This window comes from Paenibacillus sp. FSL L8-0333 (assembly GCF_037965665.1).
In the GTDB taxonomy this organism is placed as follows: Bacteria; Bacillota; Bacilli; order Paenibacillales; family Paenibacillaceae; genus Paenibacillus_AQ; species Paenibacillus_AQ odorifer.
Genome location: NZ_CP150186.1, coordinates 3,528,412 through 3,549,326, shown reverse-complemented (window position 1 = coordinate 3,549,326; position 20,915 = coordinate 3,528,412). Strand labels below are relative to the sequence as shown.

The window sequence follows — 20,915 nt, the reverse complement described above, 5'->3', positions numbered from 1 at the left end:
TAGATTAATTTCTACAGTTGTTCAAACCATTCATCATCGACAGCTTCAAACCATTCTGTTTCCCCTGGAGTCATGGCCAGATGCACGAACCAGCTATCTTTTGTCGCACCATGCCAATGTCTTACGTTAGGTGGAATATTGACCACATCACCTGTTTTAAGTAATTGGGCAGATTTTCCTTCTTCTTGATACCAGCCGTTGCCGCCAGTAATTAACAGAACTTGTCCAACGTGATGAGCGTGCCAATTATTGCGAGCACCTGGAGCAAAGGTTACATTTCCAATTGCAGTATTAAGAGGAGTAGGATCTGTAAACACCATTTGCAAATAAGCATCACCCGTAAAGTTTGCTTTAACTTTTTCCCCTAACGGAAAAATGGTACTGTTATCCTCTTATTCTCCCGCAGGAAACTCAGTTGATGCGGCCAGTTCAGTCTGCGTCTCGTAGTCAGCAATACGGGCTTTCAAGGTCGAAACGGTGTTTGCCAGTGCTTGAGAACCGAGTACCATTCTCATTGGCGCAGGTTCTTGATCAACGCTCTCAATGATTCGGGAAACCATACGCACTGGATCACCGGGAGCTAGTCCATTGGAAGGGTCGAGCATATTCAAGAAGCTGTGCGCCGGATTTTCATCGTATTCTGGCATCAGGTTCGCTACCTGTGCACTGCCATATCGAAACTCGGTACGGGCGCCTCCTGGCTCAACCAATGTAATACCAATGTTAAACGGTGCAACCTCTTGAGCGACCGATTCGCAAAATCCCTCTATACCAAATTTGGTGGCATGGTACATTGAATTACCTGGAAAGGCAACCTGCCCACCATAGGAGGAGATCTGAATAATTCGCCCGCCACCCTGAACACGCAGATGCGGCAGAGATGACCGAATTAGCTGGATGGATCCAGTTAGGTTAGTCGCGATGATATGATCAATCTCGGCGTCTGAGAGTTCCTCGGCTGCACCGAAAAGGCCATAACCTGCATTGCTTAGGATAACGTCGATATGTCCAAACTTCTCAAAAGAGCCGTCAACAAGTTTATGAATAGCAGGAACATCGGTTACATCCAGTGTCTCGCAAGTGAAGGTATCGGGATAATTCTCGATGAATTCGGCGACCTTGTTTTTGTTACGGGCAGTTCCGATAACCTTGTCACCCTTCTCAAGAAGCTGTTTTGTCATCTCATAACCAAAGCCACTACTAACACCAGTAATAAGCCATGTACTCATAATTAATTCCTCCAAAATTTTATTTCGTTCTTTTTTAATTAGATTTCGCTGCTGCTTCATTCACACATCGTAGAGCATTCAGACTGCGCGGGTAACCTATGAAAGGTAGGCATTGAGATATAATTTTGATCAGGAATGACTTATCATTTCCAAGCCTGATATTGGCGGCCGCATGGCTGGTTAACTGAGGTTCACATCCACCCTGGGCAAAGAGAAAGCAGAATGTAATCATCTCTCTTTGTTTGTAGTCGAGTCCTTTTCGGGTATAGTAATCGCCAAAGCAGTTAGCAGCAAGCCAATGATTAATGTGTCGACTCTCTTCCGGACCGGATTTCCAGAATTGTTCCATGCTTTCTCCAAAAATTTCTACTTGTGCTTGAATTCCTGCTTCTAAACGATTCTCTGTGGTTGTAGTTGCCTGACTAGGTAAAGGTAGTTCCACACCTCCGGCAGTCAAAATATCATTTACCGCATGCAGAAAGGGAAATACCCTTCCAATGCCAAGGTAAGGCACTGACTGATAGACAATTTCCTTCGCTTCCACAGGAGTAACACCAAAGTTTAGTGCTGCTGGAAGCATGGCTTTAAACTCGTCAATCCCTTGACAGCCAATTAAAACAGAGAGAATGGCCATCATACGAGTACGATCATCCAAATCGTCCTGATTTACCACTTCATCAAAGGCAAAGTTATCGAACCGTTCAATAAAATCTGGATCCGTTGTTAATAATTTAGATTCATAGCCTGGGAACATTCTTTCATGGTACTTATTTGCTGCCTCCGTTATTCTCATGATTCAAACCTCCTCTTAATTTAATAAAAGCTGGTTTATCGCTTTCTGTAGATACTTTTCCGTGAGATCTCGATTCCTATTAAAAGTTTATCCTTTTCGGTTATTTCATAGTCGACTTATCTACCCCAATAACGGTATGGAAGTTACAGATAAACTAAAGATGAGTCAATCCTTTGATTGACCCATACTTCATCAGAATAAACAATTACAATGTAGACATATCGATTACAAACCGATATCGAACATCACCACGAAGGACATGTTCATATGCCTCGTCAACTTGGTCCGCACGAATGACTTCGATCATTGGAGCGATTCCGTGCTCAGCCGAAAAGTCGAGCATCTCTTGAGTTTCTTTGATACCACCAACGTTTGATGCAGTAATGCTCCGACGCCCAGCAAATAAGGAAAAAACATTGTATTGATCTGGTTTGTTTGGCAGACCTAAATTAACTAATGCTCCGTCCACATTAAGTATGGATAGAAAGGCATCGACATCTATATTCGCAGAAACTGTGTTTAAAATTAGATCAAATTGACCTGCCAACTCAGTAAATGTAGCGGGATCATTCGTTAGATAATAGTGATTTGCACCAAATGCAAAGGCTTCTTCTTTTTTGTTCAAACTATGAGTTAGGACAGTTACTTCAGTGCCCATCATATGGGCAAACTGAACTGCCAGATGACCAAGTCCTCCCATTCCCACAATCGCAACCTTCTTACCTGGTCCAGCGTTCCAATGTCTAAGAGGCGAGTAAGTGGTAATGCCTGCACACAACAGTGGGCTTGCCACATCCAGTTCTAAGGCATCCGGAATACGTACAACAAACTTATCTTTCACAACGATTTTCTGACTATATCCACCATATGTTAGATTTCCGTCGTAATCTATAGAATTAAATACGACGACGACACCTTTCTTACAAAACTGCTCTTCTCCTCTGAGACAGAAGTCACATTCCCCGCACGAGTCAACAAAGCAGCCTACGCCAACACGATCGCCAGCAGTGAATTTTGTCACACTACTACCTACAGCAGTAACAACACCTGCAATCTCATGACCCGGAACCAGCGGGAAAACTCCGCTGCCAAAATCATCATGAGCATTGTGAATATCAGAATGGCAGATACCACAATATTTAATATCTATTAAAACATCATCTGGCCTTAAATCTCTACGTTCTATGGTTGTTAGTTCAAATGGTGTCTTTGCCGCTGGAACACATAGTACTCGAGTAGTAATGTTGTTATGATTGTTACACATACTACAACAATCCTTTCTAAAAAAAGATGAATTCCATAATTAATGTTCATAATTATCTTAATGAACTTATGTCTATTATTATAATTGATTTGTATTTGAGGTCTATTGTCAATTTCAAGTGATTTGTGCATTAATAAATAGAATGATTGAATTTGTTTATTATTTACTGATTTATATTGAAAAAATAATAAACATTTGTTAATAATTAAAAACAAGTACAAAAATGTATTTTCTCTATATTTATGATGATAAAGAAAGTTCGGTGGGCAAAATGACTAAGGTCGATAGAAGAATTCTTAAAACCCAGGAAGCATTAAAAACAGCAGTAATTAAACTAATGGCTGAGAAAAATTTTGATGATATAACCATTCAAGATCTTTCGGATCAAGCAAATGTCAGTCGTGGGACGATTTACCTCCACTACATGGATAAATACGATTTGTTGGATAAACTTATTGAAAACCATATTAATGAGCTTCAGGAGAGATGCGAAGCGGCAGCTGATTTGGATTTTGTAACTGGGTCTCTGATTTGGACGGAATACTTCGAAAGTAATTACGATTTTTTCTCCATGATGTTAGCGAGTAAAGGAGCGCCTTTCTTTCGCAACCGGTTCCTTGAATTTTTGATTGAAGAGTTCAAAGATGAAGTAGATAACACAAAGGGGAAAAACGAAGGGCTAAATAAAGATCTTGTCGTACGATTTGTGGCTTCCTCGTATGTGGGCGTAGTTGAATGGTGGTTTACGAACAAAAGGCCTGTAACTCATCAAGTATTAGCAGAACAGTTAGGGGCCTTGTTGGATAGAATTTGTGAGTAATAGGTGCAAGTTCTTGGCTTAATCAAAGATTGTACCCATAAAACAGAAAATCCGCGCTGGGCGCGGATTTCGTACAGTATATTTAATATTTTATTTTTCACTAGTTTATCTCAACTTTAGCCTTTACAGTAGCACCCGCTACGGATAACGGTAGGATGACATCCTCATTTACATCTCCGATATGCACGACCTCATAAGGAGCAATATGTGCGTCATCAAAAAGCACTGTAAAAGCACTCCAGCCATCATAGTAGTATATGCCACCTGCATGTGCATCTGAAGTCATAGGAACTCCCTGAATTGATGGCTTGTTAGGAAGTGAACTGTAGTATTCGTGACCTGCATATCGTTCTAGGGTTAATTCCATTGGTAACATATTTAGTATATCTTCTACTGTACGGTTACTGTTTAATGTTGCTGTATATTCTTTTCCAACTAAAGTTAATTTTATTGACTTCCCCATTGCTCTCTCCACTCTCCTGATGAATTCAGAAGCCCATCGTATTCTAAACTTACTCAGGCTTATTCACACCCAAGCTACTACGGACTTCCAATCCCGGCGTTACAGCTAATTTAACAATTAAATCAGCAACACTCTTACGTGATACTTCCGACCCCTTAAACAATTCGCCTTTCTGAGTTGTTTCATAGTTGATTTCATTCTTATTGGTAAACCATGCGGGTCGCAATATCGTATAGTCAAGATTTGAAGCCTCAATGACTTGAGCTGACTTTCGATATGGGTTTAAAATGCTACCATATTTCTCCCCTGGAACTTCATCATAAATGCCCATAGAATTGATGAAAATTAGGCGTTTTACGCTGCTCGCATTCATAGCTTCTACAATGTTCTTAGCCATTTTTTCGAGGTTGCCAGCTAGATTGGCATAGACAACGTCTTGGCCTGCCATTGCTTTTTTTAATGTTTCCATATCCATAACATCGCCTTCAATGACACGAGTGCGATACGGATCAAGTTTTCTTAGGTTGCCAGCATTCCGTAGGAAAAGCGTTAACTCAGCATCCGTTTCTTTGAGGAATAAATCGATAGCATAACCAGCAATTCCTCCGTTTGCTCCAAGAATCAATACTTTGGTCATAATTAATACTCCCTTTCATCTTTAAAAGTTAAAGCTTCGACATATTAATAACAAATCTGTATCGAACATTACTTTTGAGGACTCGTTTATACCCGAACTTAGATTAGAACGTCATACCCAGAACTGGATGTGGCACATAAGATTCTTCCAATAAGTCCATTTCTTCAGGTGTCAACTTAATCGAAAGTGCAGCTACTGCGTCTTCAATATGAGAGATTTCAGTTGTTCCAACAATTGTAGATGTAACGGGCTCCTTGTGAAGCAACCAAGCAAGTGCGATTTGTGACATCGGTACCCCCCTTGTTGCAGCAACTTCGGCTACATGTTCAACGACTAGTCGATCTGAATCAGCTGTTGAGGAATATATCGCTGTTGCGATTGCATCAACTTTGGCACGCTCGTCCGTTTCCCCCCAAGGTCTTGCCAATCTTCCAGCAGCCAGCGGACTCCAAGGCATTACTGCGATTTTATCTTCCTTACATAGTGGCATCATCTCTCTCTCCTCTTCTCGGTATAAGAGATTGTAATGATTCTGCATAGCTACAAACTTGGTCCAACCATTACGGTCAGCAGCATGTTGTGCTTTTAAGAACTGCCAAGCATACATCGTGGAAGCGCCAATATATCTAGCCTTACCTGCCTTCACGACATCATGCAAAGCTTCCATAGTCTCTTCTATAGGCGTATTGTAATCCCAACGGTGGGTATAATAGAGATCGACATAATCGGTTCCTAGACGCTTAAGTGTTTTATCAATTTCACTCATAATAGCTTTGCGGGAAAGCCCACTACCATTTGGACCTTCACTCGTTGGGTAAAAAACTTTAGATGCTAGGACGATTTCATCCCGGTTGCCATACTCCTTTAGGAGCCGTCCAATGATTTCTTCACTCGTTCCGCCCGAGTAGACGTTCGCAGTATCAAAAAAATTGATTCCTACATCAAGTGCTTTTCTAATCATAGGACGACTGCGTTCTTCATTAAGTGCCCACGGAAAATCGCCTCGTTCTCCTATACCAAAACTCATCCCTCCAAGACAAATTCGTGATACATCCAAACCTGTATTTCCAAGTTTTACATATTCCATTCTATAGTTCCTCACTTTCATTTCGTTATATTTTTTAGATGTACCGTATAAATTAACTTGAAAGTTGCTCTGTTAGGTTACATCTGTGTATTATTATATATAGATATTAAAGGTCTACAATTACTAATTGACCGATATTTGTGCATTAGTTCACAGATTGATTCAAAATAGCTAATATTTATAGAAAGCAGTGATCCTCATATGCCTAAAGTAGATAGAAGAATACTTAAATCTAAAGAAGCGATAAAACAAGCGGTTATTGAACTTATTTCCGAAAAAAACTTTAATCAGATTACGATACAGGATATTTCCGACAAAGCAAACGTAAGTCGTAGAACGATTTACCTTCATTATCTAGATAAATTTGATCTGCTGGATAAGCTTATTGAAGAACATATTAATGAACTAGAAGAACTACGTAATGCATCAGTTGAAATGGATTTTATAGATGGAGGTTTGATTTGGTTTGAATACCTAGAAAGCAATTATTTATTCTTCTCGACGATGTTAGCCAGTCAAGGCGCCCTCTCTTTTCGTAATAGATTCCTTGAATTTGTCATGGAAGGTTTAAAGGATGAAGTGACTATAGAAGAAGGGAAAAATGAGGGGTTCAATGAAGAGGTAATTCTTCGATTTATTGCAGCGGCTTATGTAGAGGTAGTGGAATGGTGGTTTAAGAATGAAATGCCTTATCCACCTCGTGAAATGGCCAAACAAGTGGGAATATTGATAGAGAGGATTGTATAGTCAGTATCTTAAACAAGGATGAATTATCCCAATTTCACGTAGCCATTCAGATACAGCTTCTTGTGCAGTTGTCACTTCATTACACTCTATATCAAAGCCAATAAGACGTTTTGCCTCCGGGACAAGCTCTCTGATCATTTCAAAGCTCTGTCCAGGTCCATATCCACATGAGTAATAAAAGGTACGATGGTTTTTCCTGAAAAATCATATTCAGATATAAACGATGCAATTGGAGTAACTTGAATAGGTTCCTATTATTCGGAGTTTGTTATAGTTTTCAATATGGCGTACATCCAATAACTTTAACGTCGCTTGATCTGCAGCCAAACGGACAACCAGGATACTTGCGCTATTTAGTGAACAAACCCATAGGCATCCAGATTGGCAAAATAATTTATTGAGATCACCTCGTATAAGTCCTGATGATAGAATCGCCATTCTAGCGAATGGAGCAGCAAGAAAAATTGATCCTGACCGTAATTCATATATCGTTCCATTCATACGTATTCTTCTCCCCCTGCGAGTGAAACAGAAATTCATGCTTTATTATAAATGGAAGTTTTAATGGAAAATTTTGGGTAGATATGTTCATAGAAAAATGGTAGATTATTCTATGGTTGATACCTCAGCTTGTTCGTGTTCGATATATGTTATTAGGATTACGCGCAAGTCGGGAGATATGTTTAGGCTTATATAATCTATATTTGGGGCGGGTGTCTGCATGGACAAAAATTCTGGTTATAGAACAAACGTTATAGGCGCGGGTGAGGTTGGCGTCGCCATCTCGGTCGATATGAATACGAATGCTATTCATGAAACAAACAGCTTATTTTGGGATACAAAAGGAAATGATGTTTTAGGAGCTACCGCACTACCTTTATATGGAGCATTTGTCTCAGAAGAACAATGTCAACTTTTTGGTGATGTCTCAGGGAAAAAGTTGCTGGAGATAGGCTGTGGAAGCGGTCAATCTTTGCAATATTTGGGGGAACGCAATGCATCTGAACTATGGGGTACGGATATATCAGAGAATCAAATCGAAAAGACTAGGCAACTTTTGACGGCGCACGGACTTTCAGCAAATTTGATCTGTTCTCCCATGGAAGAAGAATGTGGCCTGCCAGAGGATTATTTTGACTTTGTTTATTCGGTTTATGCCATAGGCTGGACAACAGACCTTGAGGGTACTTTTAGCCGGATTGCTTCTTACCTTAAAAAAGATGGATCATTTATTTTCAGCTGGTCTCACCCTATACACAAATGTGTTGTTGCAGAAAATGATATGCTTGTTTTCAAAAAATGTTATTTCGATGAATCTTGGTATTCAGTATCTCTTGAAGAAAGTACGCTAACCTTATCGGATCGTAAATTATCAACCTATGTGAATGCGCTCTCTAAAGCTGGATTTGTTATTGAGCAAATGATTGAGCAATCTGATGATGAACTTATGCAGTCGCGGGACGATAAAAGCGATTTTGCAAAAAAAGCAAAGATGCTTCCTGTAACTTTTGTAATTAAAGCAAGAAAACTCTAGCATCCGATACCTATTGAACAACCTTACAACGTAATAATTATTATTCTAAGCCGATCCAGAAAAGGATCGGCTTATTTGATAGCTTTGTTAAGATCAATCTTGCCTGTTCTCAACAGATTTCATACGGTTTTGATCATCTGGCACTCGGTCATTACTGAATTCCTGGCCTGCTTCTACTTCACCATGACCGGAAGCACTTCGGGCAAAATTTGTGAACTGCCTCTTCTGCTCATCTAGCTTATGTTTACTTTTAAGAAGCTCCTGCGGATCTTGATTTGTCATCATTATCACCTCGCAAAATGGATTCATGCTGTTTATTCGCACTACATAAGTTTTCCATAATAGAGCGGTGCTTATGCAAGATAAAAAAACTCCTGCTCACCATAAGCAGAAGTTTCTAAATGAAGTTCTATTTAACGAAAAATATCAATTATTTTATGCAAAACAAGGTATTCCAAAACAACAATCCCACCGCAAATGAGTATAAAAAACTGAAGTCTTGCCGTATTCATTCTATCCTTCCAATACTCTCCCCGGAATAAAGAAATGATGTTAGGCGTAAAAGTATGCCTAATCGATTCGTTATAATCATCATTATCCACGAAGAACACACGAAACAAAAATCTATATACTGGAATATTTAAGAACAGTAACAAAATGATCATCACAAGACTCAATGTCCTCTCCTCCCAAGATCCACTTATCCTAATTTTACCACATGGATAACTGTAGAAAATGGAAACTGATGACAACTTTATAACCGCTCCACTAAAAAAGACCTTTCCTTTATAGGAAGGCCATTATTGAGTAATATTCACTTTCAGCTGTGTAAACGACTATTTATGCTCCAACCACTTACACTCAGTAATTTCCATTTCCGTGAAAACGCCCTTAAATGAAGAATTCTCTGGGCTACAAGCATATAAGCCAAAATTTATTTCCTCATTCCCTTCAAACAAATGAAAAATACGCATCTGTTCAAACGTAGTTCCATCCAAAGAGCTTTCAATACAGAAATCACTTTCACGTCGACTTAGTCTATAATACATTGTTTTAATATTTGCATCGATATCTGTTGTTGCCCAATCTGAATATCCGTGATTTGTAACCACACTTCCAAGTCTTTGGAATTCCTCATTTTCATATTCTACCGATGCTTTGAACCAATTGTCACTGTTCTGATAGATGACTATCCCACACTGCTCGTATCTATTTGCACTATCATAATCTGTTCTTACTATAAATGAAAAATACTTCTCAGCAGTTTTCATTAACAGTGCAGGTGAATTATCATTTCTAAAACCATAATAGGTTCGTTGCCAAAAATCTGTATTCGGCATCGTTACAAATTCAATCCTGTTTTCTGTAATAGAATAATCATTGATTGGATTTATCCAAAAAAGCTGTTCTTTATTAAAGTTCATTGCTCTACTCCTCACTTTTTATAAAGTTTTGTCAACCATTTTCATTGCTAAGATTCCAAATACAATTTAAATAGTTTTCAGCAGTTCATCCTAATAATACCATTTGAAGAATATAACGCACATCATTTTCTAATCTTTTATATTGAAGTATCCAGAGAATTAAATAAAAAGGTTGTCCCGTTCACATAAGCTCTCAAAATCGCTTGAGCATATGGCTGCTCTTCGATCAAACCCTCGGTCTCTAGCGGATTCTCTGCATGAAAGCTATAGGCTTCGATTATTGCCATGACTAAGAAGCACTCTAGCTTCATTATATGTTCATCTTCCAGCTTTCTGATTCTCTGATATCCTTCGACGAAATAAGCTCTTTGTGTTGGGTATAATCCCATAATAGCCTGAGCTATATCGTAAAGATGGTAGCCGAAGCCACACCTGCCAAAATCAATAGGGTACGGTTCATTATCCTGAAAAATGACATTTCCATTATGTAAGTCAGCGTGGATCATCCCGTAATTTTGTTCATGTCTTGTGAACGTTTCGAGACATGTTGCCACTTTAGTGGCAGCTACGGAATACAACTTAAAACCCTCATCCGATATGAAATGTTTGCGATGTAGACTTAGGTGATCCCAGTCCCGTTTAAAGCTCAGTGCACACCAAGAAGGACGAGTAAAGCCGCTGGAAGGACTAAAATCAGAGCTGGCCTCATGAAGCTTTGCCATCAATGATCCTGTTTTACGGATGCCCTCCTCCGTTAGTTCGCTTTTGTCTACATGCTTTCCCTCGACCCATCTCATTATGCTCGAATAAAACCGTTGTCCGTCACACACCGACGTTTCCGTAATAAAGGCCCCTTCACGATTGATTACAGCTTCGGGCAAGATGAGGCCCTTACTCTTCAATGCGAACAACCACTCTATTTCTGAAATGGTTCCTTCGCGTTGTTTGTTATTCGGGTGAATACGGAGCAAGAACTGTTCCCCCACTTCGCTTACAATGCGGAAGGTGACATGTTCGGATACTTGAATGAAGTGAATGGAGTTCCAGTCTATTTCGTATTCCTGCAAAGCATGAAAGGCCGCTTGTTTTACTTGTCTCAGAGTTCGGAGTCGATTCTCCTCAGTATTGATCTGAAAACCGTTATTCATTGCTTATCCCCTTTGTCTACCATACTTCCATCATTTTAACAGTCTAGACGGATAGCTGTAATAATAAAGTATGAATATGAAAAGAGTTTTCTCTTTTTGACTCACCTATAAAAATAGGGAATTCATTGCCATTTAGGCATGAAATTCCCTACTCTTCAAATCTAATAAGATTCTTCTACAAGCGAAATTGCAACAGGTTCTATGACATTAGTATAAGTGCCATCACCAAGCTGAGCTAACCCATTATACCCCCAGGTCAGCAAGGTCCCCTCCTCACTAACCGCACCGCCGCTCATATAACCTGCACTAATAGCGACGATACGACTGCCAATGTTGAGCTTAGAAGCGAGGGAACGCTCCGACTCAGCACTACCACCGAGCTGGCCCTCATTGTTCGCTCCCCATAACCATACGTTTCCATCGCTTTTCAGAGCCATGCTATGCAAGGCGCCAGCGGATACACTGATAACTGAACCAAGATCCAAGGCTTGAACGGGAGTATAATGATCTTCGGTTGTCCCATCCCCCAAGATTCCCTTAACGTTCGTTCCCCAGCTCCATACGGTTCCGTCCTTTTTCACTGCCATGCTGTGATAGAAGCCGGCAGATACGGAAGTAACGCTGCTTAACTCAGCAACCTGCACTGGGGTCACGTGGTCGATTTTTGTGTTATCTCCGAGCTGACCGTAGGCATTGAACCCCCATGCATAAACCTGACCATCGTGGCTAACCGCTAGATTATGAAAGGCTCCGGCTGAGATCGATGCGATTGAGTCCAAACCTGCAACCTGCACCGGTAATGCACTATCCTCGGTGGTTCCATCTCCAAGCTGACCATATGTGTTAAGTCCCCATGCCCACACCGTTCCATCGGACAACAACGCTAACGAATGCTGCTCACCTGCTTGAACCGCTATGACATTCACTAATCCAGTCACTTGCTGCGGCACAAGCTGGGGCGCCGACGTACCATTACCCAGCTGGCCCACGCTATTGCTTCCCCATGTCCAAATCGTTCCGTCCGTCGCGAGCGCGATGGAATGGTCTTGTCCAACGGATGTGGCGCTTATCTCCGGCAAGCCAACAATTCGCACAGGCTTATTACGAGCAATGGTTGTGCTATCACCGAGCTGGCCCATCCTATTATTGCCCCAAGCCCATACGGTACCATCCGGCTGTACAGTCAATGTATGAAAGGAATTCCCGTTGCCCATGCTCATAATGGGACCAACATTACTTACAACATCAAGTGTACTAACCTTCAACTCGTTACTAATTGCTGATTTGTTCCCTGCTTCGTCTATAGCTTGTACTACAAAGGTATACTCCTGTCCAGCCTTCAAGTCGACGGCCGTGTAGACCGTTGTGCTAACTGTTACTTCTGCCAACAGATCAGAGTCCTTATATAGAACATATTCCGCAACTCCGACATTATCCTCGGATGAAGTCCATGCCAAGCTAATGCTATCTGATGTGCGACTGAAAAGAGTTAGCTCGGGCGTACTCGGTGATTCTTGATCGGCTAGAGGGAGTTCCTCTTCCTTCGTTGTTGGTGGGTACGCTTCCGCTGGAAGCGTACTTGCGGTTAAAGGTGGACTTGTTTTTGACACGGGTCCGGATATGTTTACGGCTTGGACCGTAAATGTATAGCTCCGGTCGGAAACCAATTCCTTCACCGTATACTCCGTTAATTCGCCTGAATCGAAGGTATAGACCACATCGGTTACGCTAGGATTGGTAGACTCCATTAGATTTACCTTATAACTCACATCCGTGTTAGAGGTTCCCTCTACGGCATCCCAGGTAAGGCGAATGCTTGTGGAGGTTGAATCGCTGACTGCCAGATTCGCTGGTGCAGCCAATAGCTTTACTTGTTCAAAAGAGCGTCCTTTTGCATCTCCTACAGACGGGAATTGAATGACGGATGGAAATATAAGAACTAACACCAACATTAAGCTCAATTTTTTTATCGGAAATAGCTTCCTTGCCATTTTTAATCACTTCCTATCAAATAAAATGGATGGTTCCTACCTCAAATCTTGAATTACTTAATCTCAATTCCGGCGCTGGCATAACCTGTTACAGTATTTATCAAGCTTAGACCGGAAGCCGTCGAAGAGAACACTAACATTAAGCGATCGCCAGCCTGAACAGCCGTATTTATGCCTTTGACTGATCCGTCACTAGTAGATCCAATAGAAATTATTCCTGTCAAACTAGGCGCCAAGGATACTGCTGAACCAATAATAGGTGTAAAACTGTTGCTATTACTATCCGCTTTATATATTTCTGCTTGAACGTTTATGGTCGTGCCTATTAAAGAAAACGCTAAAGTTGGGCTGAAAAAAGCATATATTGAAGTGATCGTACCATTACGTGGAACGATAAAAGCTTGGTTGTACGGATCTTTTGTAGGATCAGAACCATTACTTCTGGTTAAATCTATTTTTCCACCTACTATACTAGCTCCTGAGTACGAACTGCCAAATCCAAGCATCGCAACTGTACCTTTTAATCCCCCGACGATTGTTGTTACAGTAATTGGTGATCCGGAAGAGAATGGAATTATAGTTGATGCGCCAGATGCCCCGGTAGCTCCGGTTACCCCTTGAATTCCTTGTACTCCCGTAGCTCCGGTTGCGCCAGTTACTCCTTGAACTCCTATTGCACCTGTAGCTCCGGTAGTTCCAGTCACCCCTTGAACTCCTTGTGCGCCTGTATCGCCAGTTACGCCTTGAATTCCCTGAACTCCTTGTGCCCCGGTAGCTCCGGTTTCACCTTTAGAGACAAGCAGGGTAAAGTCGTTATTTATATCAGAAGGTACTCCAGATGGGTTGTTTATAGTAACGATGTAGATACTTCCTAAATAAGTAACGACTTGTCCTGCATGATAGGAAGTCGCTGAATTGAACGGAGCAATGCTATCAAGACCAATGCCAGTTGCGCCAGTCGATCCGGGAGCACCGGTTATCCCTTGAATACCCTGTGCACCCGTTACGCCAGTTGACCCCATCGCTCCATTAGCGCCAGTTGCACCGTTAGCACCCGTGGCACCTGTTGCCCCATTTGCTCCGGCTGCTCCAGTAGCCCCGACAGCACCAGTTGCTCCAGTTGCGCCAGTAGCTCCAACAGCCCCAGTAGCTCCGACAGCACCAGTCGCTCCATTAGCACCAGTAGCCCCGGTTGTGCCAGTAGCTCCAACAGCCCCAGTAGCCCCGACAGCACCAGTTGCTCCAGTTGCGCCAGTAGCTCCAACAGCCCCAGTAGCCCCGACAGCACCAGTAGCCCCGACAGCACCAGTCGCTCCATTAGCACCATTCGCCCCGGTTGTGCCAGTAGCTCCAACAGCCCCAATTGCCCCGACAGCTCCGGTTGCACCAGTCGCTCCGGTCGCACCAGTGACACCTTGCGGTCCACTTGAACCAGATACCCCATTTTGACCCGCTGGACCGGTAGCACCTGTGTCTCCTTTTTCCCCTTTCGAACTAGTCTGGCCTACAGCCCCTAATCCCAACACTTCAACGAAGGATGCCATTCCTCCATTATGAATAAGCGTCACCAAAGACCCCGCAGGAAACACGCCCTTGCCATTGTCCCCGAACAGAACAGATTTGCTATTGATTTCGAGCTTCTCTGTCTGACCGCTGCTGCTTAAGAGTTCGATCGAATTTTTGGACATCGAGACGACAGAGCCATGGATAATCCGATCGGATACCTTGCTCGCAAATATTTCAGTCTTAGACAAGATAGCTGCAAACTCGGCGCGAGTAGCCGTCTGCTTAGGCTTGAAAGTATTATTAGGGAAGCCAGATATGACCTTGCGGTTAACTGCGGCATTAATGTAGCCTGCTGCCCAGTCCGATGCGTCTGATGCATCCGAGAAACCTATGTCGCTATCCCTAAACTCGATAGCTTCGGATTCTTTGCCTGCGGCACGAATAATTAGACGTGTTATCCACTCTCGACTTGCTTGCTCTTTTCCCCAGATGACGGTGTTGGGTCTCGCTTCCTCGCTTGGAATCACGAGGCCGATGTCAATCGCTTGCTGAATCCAAACAGTAGCCCAAGAATCTACGGTGAAGGGCAAGCTGCCGCTAGTAGCCTTAGGTTGCTCATATCCCATGAACCTGAGTACCATAACAACCGCTTCCTGATTCGTGACTGGTCGGTTAGGGCTAAAGTTTCCGGAACCGTCTCCTTCGATTACCCCAAGCGCGGAAGCTTTAGTGATATACTGATATGCCCATGAGGTAGAATCGACATCACTGTAAGCTGCTGCACTTGCCCGGGGTAGAATACTGCTATAAGCAGGGCTCAAGGGTGCAATCAACTGACTCATCAGAATAAATGCCATTGAGCTCTTGTAAGCTAACTGCTTGCCACTTTTCTTGCCACTTGTCTTCGTCCTCTTTAATCTTGCCATTACTAAATCCCCCTCAAATTTATAAAGTTATGTATTGCTTCAAATAATCGCGATTAACCATGACGCTCGGATAATCCGGTACATAGCCCCCAGCTATCTCATTGTGATAATGCGCTTGTTCGTATTGTCCTAAGCGATCGTAACAGACGCATAATTGCAAATGCGGCAGCCACGTCCATGCCGGAAGGTCTACTCTAGCGTTAAGCTCAGTCGGCTTTGGTACTTCCGTGGCTAGCTTGTACCAAAAAGCAGCATTCTCGAACCGTTGTTCGATTAGCTCATAAGACCCTAATTGACAACAGGCTTCGGCTCGGGGAGGCGACAAGGCAAAAGCTTGAAGTACTTTAAGCTTGGCTTCTTGAAAGAGACCTAATTGTGACAATGCATCTCCGGCACGCCGACTCGCAAGTAGCTTGTCCTCCAACCAGCCATTCGGCATGACTATGAAGGCATCGTATTGCTCTATCGCTCGCTGCCATTGGCCGTGATCGTATAGCTCGTTGGCATAATAAAATAAATCCCGCGGAGTGAACCTCGTTTGCGCTTTCAACATCCCCTCATAGATGAGAAGATTACGCGAGGACTGCGTATGCTTTCGATCATGTGTTATGCCTAACTCGGCATAGAACACATTGCCTGCGACCTCAAGGTACTCATGAACGACTCCAATCCAACGGAATTCACAATTTCGTCTTAGAAGGCGATTACGTCTCAAGCTCGAAGTTACACTTCCGTCTTTGTCACGGTCGAGATAATAATGCATCGATACAGCATCGATATCCCATGGTAGATCGGATACGATGGACTGGAGAGCCTTTGCATCCTCTAACTGCAGATAATCGTCCGCATCCAACCACATCAGGTACTCTTGAGTAGCGAGACTGAAGGCATAATTTCTTGCTTTGGAGAAATCGTTCACCCATTCGAAATCATAAACCCGTGCTCCATAAGATGCCGCGAGCTCTTTGGTTCCATCACTCGAACCTGTATCCACAATAATGATCTCATCGACAAGCTCCCTCACGCTGGATAAACAACGCCCTAAGGTGTACTCTTCGTTTTTTACGATCATGCATAGGCTGACAGTGACTTTCCTTGTGCCACTATACAAGGAAGAAGTTAAATCGAATCCCCACTTGCTTATGGCCATAGCACGATTTAAGATTAATCGGTTATTGTACCAATCAGGATCATTGGGATCTACTGAAGGAGGTTCATTCCGGAAGACTACGCATCCTTCGGCTATGTAAATATCCAGGTTCATAGATAACGTGCGATAACACAGATCGTCATCCTCGTAAGATTCGACCTCAAATCGCTCATCAAAGGACCCGATCTGCTCAAAGTAGCGACGGGGTATCATCATTAGTAAACTGACAAGTCTAGGAACCCGGGTCCAAGACATTGATTTCCCGATGGAAAGCATCGATGACGACTGATAGAGTTGCTCCATGTTCTGATATACAATCGGAATCCGTTGAGCGCCGCTAACATCATTCATCCTCGGACCCACGATTGCAGCATTGGAATGATGGTCCAGACAGCCCGACAACTGTTCTAACCATCCCTCGTTAACCATAATCTGATCGCGGATGAATACAAGATGATCTCCCGAAGATGACACCGCGCCCAGATTGAATGCTGCTGCAACCCCTTTGCTCCGGCTATGAATGACATGAACGCCGTATTCATACGCAAGGTAATTCGACACTTCGGCAGATTCGTTATCCGAGACGACAATCAGCTCATAGGACATAGACGTATATTTCTTAATCCGATCCAGACATTGTACGGTCAGGTTAAAGTGCTGAGCCAACAATATAATGCTAATATTCAATCGCTTTTCCTCCTATATTCGACATTTTCCCTAAATCTACCATTCTATTAGCGTTGCATTCAAGACAACCAAAGTTGCTATTAGCCAGTTTCACAAATAATGATAAGCTTAAAAAGACAGCCGGGTATGCAACTCTGCTCTATTAATGCAATAAATAATTTTTACAGAATGCAGGAAATTTCCACCTACTAATTCTGGCATGCAACGTATACCGTATTTGTTACGACTGGCAACGAAGGTATCGCTGTTTCCATATTCCAACAATATATATGTATAAAGAACATTTAAATAGTGTGGGTTGTCATCACTTTTGTCATATGACAATATGGTATTTAATGGGTTTTACATGAAAAGATAGGGTCGTTAATCATTTATCTGTTCCTATTGAGATTCAACATTCGATCGTCTTACATAAAAAAACTGCCTCTGAGGGCAGCTTTTTTTCTTAATATATCGTTTTTACGAATGGAGCGAATGAACCTTTAAAGCGCTCTTGTATCGAAAATTTGCACAGTATTGGCTATATAACTCCAACACACCTGATAGTGATTGAAAGGGATAGAGATTTCACAATTAGATTGTATTTTTTCTCAGGAAACTCTCATAAAAAAAAGGGTATCCCAAACTGGGACACCCTCTGATTAGCTTATCGTCTCACCCTCCGAGCAAAATCCACAAACTGAAATTTATCCAGCCGGTGTCTAGACTCGGTATATTGGTAAAGCACCGTGTTCTCCAAATAAACATAGTTTCGTACTACTACAATATGCGTAAAATTCTTCAAATCGAGCAGTCTATGATCCTCCTCGGTGGAAGGTTCAACAGATATCAGCTTCTTCGCATAACTGATCTTAAGGCCCAATTCCAGCTCCAGATATTCATAGATTGAGCCCTCGGCGATTTCCGCACTCAGGAAGGAAACGATATCCGCACGAAAATAATCCTTATCCAAAATGATCCGTTCACCTTCAATCTCTCTGGCACGAACAACCTTCCAAACCAGAGTTTCAGGTGGAATCTGCAGATGTCTGGCGAGAGCGGAGCCTGCCGGCTCTTGTATCGTCCGCTCTACCAGTGTCCGCGAGGCAGTACCCAGTGTATCGGCCATCTCTTTAAATGAAATCAAACCGGTAACGGGGAAATCCATTCGGGTCATGTCAAGCACAAAGGAGCCTCTTCCCTTAATTTTGTGAATATATCCTTCTCGGAAAAGTAGATTCAGCGCTTTGCGCACGGTCTCTCGTGAAGTGGCGTAAGCTTCGGCGAGTTCACTTTCGGAAGGCAGCTTGGTTCCCGGCAGCAGTTGTCCAGAATGGATTTGGTTGCTGTATTCATTATAAATTTGCAAATATTTATTTTCTCTCAATTTTGATCACCGCCCTTTATTGTATCACGTCATGCCTTTGGAAGCATCGATTCAATTGGAGGGGAATTCATAGCGTTGAACATATAAATTCTTATATTTATAGAAAAACAGCCCCCAAGGGGCTGTCTTTCTATAGTATAAAGTCTTTGCCAATATAGCCTTTATCAACCCTTGAGATGAATAGTCAAGATGCTTGTTTGTTTGGCCGTAGCTGGTCCGGTCTTCTCTTCAATCTTCTCGACCATCTCCTGACCTGCAGGAATGATGATTGGAGTAATCACCGGGTAACCTGCTGCGCGGATAGCTTCCATATCAAATTCTAGTAGAAGCTCGCCTGCCTGCACCTTATCACCAATATTCTTCAGGCTGGTAAAACCGCTACCTTTAAGCGCCACCGTGTTAATTCCAACGTGGATTAATACCTGAACACCGCTGGCATGCTCCAGTATAAGCGCATGTTTGCTCTTAATCACATGAGCTACTGTAGCATCAAAGGGAGCATATACTTTCCCCTCAGAAGGTTCGATTGCAATTCCCTCACCCATTTGCTTTTCAGCAAAGGCAGGATCGGGTACCTGTTCTAGCGATACTGCAGTTCCACTAAGCGGGGAGACAAGCTCCAGAATATTAACTGATTCCTGTGACCCTTGAACTGAATGACGGCTGCTCAATTCCTCTGGTTCGCTCGTAGTACTAGAAGCCTCTGTAGCTGTGTTCTTTTCGGAACGACCCACTACAGAACGTCCGTACAATACTGTGGCGGCAAATGGCACAACGAGAACAATAACCATACCTATGAAGAATACGCCCCACTGGTTCGGGAAAATCGAAAGGAAACCGGGAATTCCCCCTACGCCAATGGATGAAGCGCGAACCTGGTTAACGGTAAGGAGCATACCGGCAATTGCTGAGCCGATCATCCCGAAGATGAAAGGGTAGCGATAGCGGATATTCACCCCAAAGATTGCCGGTTCAGTCACGCCGAGGAATGCAGAGACGGAAGACGTAGCCGCCAAACCTTTTGCCTTTTGTTCTCTAACAACGAACATCATCGCCAGTGCCGCAGCGCCTTGTGCAATATTGGAGAGCGCCAGCATCGGCCAGAGGAAGGTGCCCCCCTCACTGCCGATGAGCTGTACATCGACTGCCAGGAAAGTATGATGCATCCCAGTGATGACCAGAAGTGCATAGAATCCACCATAGATCAAACCACCAAGGAGCGCAAAATGATCAAATACATAGATCAAACCCGAGGTGATAGCATTGGCAATGGCGAACGTAACCGGTCCGATAATGGTGAAGGCCAGAAAACCTGTAACCAGCAGGGTCACTGGAGCAACGACCAGTAGTTTAATGGAATCAAGCACCCGACGGTTGAGGAACTTCTCCAGTCTAGCCAGAATATAGGCCGAAACCAGTACAGGCAATACTTGCCCCTGATAACCGATCTTCTCCAAATGCCAGCCGAACAAATTCCAGGTCGGAACGGTTCCCTCAGTTGAAGCACTTGCATAACTGTAGGCACTTAATAGATCCGGGTGTACGAGAATGAGACCTAGCACGATCCCGAGCAGAGGACTGCCCCCGAAACGTGTAACAGCTGCCCAACCGATAAGTGCTGGTAAAAAGGTGAAGGCTGTGCTGGCAATCGTGTTAATAATCGCAGCAATGTCTTTCCATGCAGGATAGACATCTACCAATGACTTACTATCAAAAAAGATACCAGGTCCGGTCAAAATATTATTAATCCCAAGCAGCAAACCTGCGGTTACGATGGCCGGAAGAATCGGAATAAAAATATCAGCCAGTGTTTTGATCGCCCGCTGCAGTGGATTCTGTTTCCGTGCTGCCGCTGATTTCACGTCATCCTTGGAAGAGCGGGCACCACCAGTGATCTGAATCATTTCATCGTATACTTTATCTACAGTTCCTGGTCCGATAACGATCTGGAACTGCCCCTGCGTAGAGAATTGTCCTTTTACGAGTTCGTTACGGTCCAGGGCTTCCGAATCCACCTTGTTCTCGTCATACAGCGAGAATCTCAGCCGGGTTACACAATGCGTCGCAACTTCAATATTCTCCTTGCCCCCAACCGCCCGTACAATATCTTCAACATTTTTGCGGTCTATAGCCATATCTTCAC

Annotated in this window: 20 protein-coding genes; 3 read left to right on the top strand and 17 right to left on the bottom strand. The window is 43.0% G+C overall.

What is annotated here, in order from left to right; all coding sequences use genetic code 11:
* Positions 1-11 precede the first annotated feature (11 nt).
* From NYE72_RS15825 to NYE72_RS15810, 4 genes are all read right to left on the bottom strand, one after another.
* Positions 12-326 (bottom strand): cupin domain-containing protein, encoded by a 315-nt coding sequence (locus tag NYE72_RS15825; protein WP_256717831.1) that lies wholly within the window; start codon positions 324-326, stop codon positions 12-14.
* 66 nt (positions 327-392) lie between these two features.
* Positions 393-1,289, bottom strand: coding sequence for an SDR family oxidoreductase (locus NYE72_RS15820; protein ID WP_081382434.1), 897 nt, complete (start codon positions 1,287-1,289; stop codon positions 393-395).
* The gene (locus tag NYE72_RS15815; protein ID WP_076099156.1) at positions 1,264-2,022 is read right to left on the bottom strand and encodes a carboxymuconolactone decarboxylase family protein; all 759 of its coding nucleotides are present in this window, start codon (positions 2,020-2,022) and stop codon (positions 1,264-1,266) included. Before NYE72_RS15815 ends, NYE72_RS15820 begins: the two co-directional genes overlap by 26 nt.
* 205 nt (positions 2,023-2,227) lie before the next feature.
* The gene (locus tag NYE72_RS15810) at positions 2,228-3,286 is read right to left on the bottom strand and encodes an NAD(P)-dependent alcohol dehydrogenase (RefSeq protein ID WP_076099157.1); all 1,059 of its coding nucleotides are present in this window, start codon (positions 3,284-3,286) and stop codon (positions 2,228-2,230) included.
* A 271-nt stretch (positions 3,287-3,557) separates the two neighbouring features.
* Between NYE72_RS15810 and NYE72_RS15805 the strand changes: the two genes are divergently transcribed.
* On the top strand, positions 3,558-4,106 hold the full coding sequence (locus NYE72_RS15805) for a TetR/AcrR family transcriptional regulator (RefSeq protein ID WP_076099158.1): 549 nt from the start codon (positions 3,558-3,560) through the stop codon (positions 4,104-4,106).
* A gap of 100 nt (positions 4,107-4,206) precedes the next feature.
* Here the strand turns inward: NYE72_RS15805 and NYE72_RS15800 are convergent, their stop codons facing one another.
* The 3 genes from NYE72_RS15800 to NYE72_RS15790 all read right to left on the bottom strand — a co-directional run bounded on the left by NYE72_RS15800 (position 4,207) and on the right by NYE72_RS15790 (position 6,293).
* The gene (locus tag NYE72_RS15800; protein WP_076099159.1) at positions 4,207-4,569 is read right to left on the bottom strand and encodes a cyclophilin-like fold protein; all 363 of its coding nucleotides are present in this window, start codon (positions 4,567-4,569) and stop codon (positions 4,207-4,209) included.
* A gap of 49 nt (positions 4,570-4,618) precedes the next feature.
* Positions 4,619-5,206: an NAD(P)H-binding protein gene (locus NYE72_RS15795; RefSeq protein WP_076099160.1), complete on the bottom strand. Its 588-nt coding sequence runs from the start codon at positions 5,204-5,206 to the stop codon at positions 4,619-4,621.
* Between the two features lie 103 nt (positions 5,207-5,309).
* Complete coding sequence (locus NYE72_RS15790) at positions 5,310-6,293, bottom strand: aldo/keto reductase (protein ID WP_076099161.1); 984 nt, start codon at positions 6,291-6,293, stop codon at positions 5,310-5,312.
* A gap of 201 nt (positions 6,294-6,494) precedes the next feature.
* Here NYE72_RS15790 and NYE72_RS15785 point away from each other — a divergent pair, with 201 nt between their 5' ends.
* The gene (locus NYE72_RS15785) at positions 6,495-7,040 is read left to right on the top strand and encodes a TetR/AcrR family transcriptional regulator (RefSeq protein ID WP_076099162.1); all 546 of its coding nucleotides are present in this window, start codon (positions 6,495-6,497) and stop codon (positions 7,038-7,040) included.
* A gap of 353 nt (positions 7,041-7,393) precedes the next feature.
* On the opposite strand, the gene NYE72_RS15780 is transcribed toward NYE72_RS15785, so the two are convergent.
* Positions 7,394-7,537 carry a hypothetical protein gene (locus NYE72_RS15780; protein ID WP_176462520.1) on the bottom strand — a complete coding sequence of 48 codons (144 nt, stop codon included), beginning with the start codon at positions 7,535-7,537 and terminating at the stop codon, positions 7,394-7,396.
* A 224-nt stretch (positions 7,538-7,761) separates the two neighbouring features.
* On the opposite strand from NYE72_RS15780, the gene NYE72_RS15775 reads away from it, so the two are divergent.
* The gene (locus tag NYE72_RS15775; RefSeq protein WP_076099163.1) at positions 7,762-8,574 is read left to right on the top strand and encodes a class I SAM-dependent methyltransferase; all 813 of its coding nucleotides are present in this window, start codon (positions 7,762-7,764) and stop codon (positions 8,572-8,574) included.
* Between the two features lie 93 nt (positions 8,575-8,667).
* Here the strand turns inward: NYE72_RS15775 and NYE72_RS15770 are convergent, their stop codons facing one another.
* From NYE72_RS15770 to treP, 9 genes are all read right to left on the bottom strand, one after another.
* Positions 8,668-8,859, bottom strand: a complete 192-nt coding sequence (locus tag NYE72_RS15770) for a hypothetical protein (protein ID WP_036677120.1) — start codon at positions 8,857-8,859, stop codon at positions 8,668-8,670.
* 128 nt (positions 8,860-8,987) lie between these two features.
* Positions 8,988-9,251, bottom strand: a complete 264-nt coding sequence (locus NYE72_RS15765) for a hypothetical protein (protein WP_051490957.1) — start codon at positions 9,249-9,251, stop codon at positions 8,988-8,990.
* A 159-nt stretch (positions 9,252-9,410) separates the two neighbouring features.
* Entirely contained in the window at positions 9,411-9,998 is a 588-nt protein-coding gene (locus NYE72_RS15760; RefSeq protein ID WP_036677123.1) for a DUF1349 domain-containing protein, read from the bottom strand.
* A gap of 137 nt (positions 9,999-10,135) precedes the next feature.
* Positions 10,136-11,146 carry a phosphotransferase gene (locus tag NYE72_RS15755; RefSeq protein WP_339209973.1) on the bottom strand — a complete coding sequence of 337 codons (1,011 nt, stop codon included), beginning with the start codon at positions 11,144-11,146 and terminating at the stop codon, positions 10,136-10,138.
* A 161-nt stretch (positions 11,147-11,307) separates the two neighbouring features.
* Positions 11,308-13,137, bottom strand: a complete 1,830-nt coding sequence (locus NYE72_RS15750; RefSeq protein WP_052097057.1) for a fibronectin type III domain-containing protein — start codon at positions 13,135-13,137, stop codon at positions 11,308-11,310.
* A 53-nt stretch (positions 13,138-13,190) separates the two neighbouring features.
* On the bottom strand, positions 13,191-15,569 hold the full coding sequence (locus NYE72_RS15745) for an exosporium glycoprotein BclB-related protein (protein WP_080742505.1): 2,379 nt from the start codon (positions 15,567-15,569) through the stop codon (positions 13,191-13,193).
* 19 nt (positions 15,570-15,588) lie between these two features.
* A complete protein-coding gene (locus NYE72_RS15740) occupies positions 15,589-17,406 on the bottom strand; it encodes a glycosyltransferase (protein ID WP_080742504.1) in 1,818 nt (605 codons plus the stop codon).
* Between the two features lie 646 nt (positions 17,407-18,052).
* Positions 18,053-18,772: a trehalose operon repressor gene (gene treR, locus NYE72_RS15735; protein WP_038571269.1), complete on the bottom strand. Its 720-nt coding sequence runs from the start codon at positions 18,770-18,772 to the stop codon at positions 18,053-18,055.
* A gap of 164 nt (positions 18,773-18,936) precedes the next feature.
* On the bottom strand, positions 18,937-20,907 hold the full coding sequence (gene treP / locus NYE72_RS15730) for a PTS system trehalose-specific EIIBC component (protein ID WP_036677132.1): 1,971 nt from the start codon (positions 20,905-20,907) through the stop codon (positions 18,937-18,939).
* Positions 20,908-20,915: the final 8 nt, after the last annotated feature.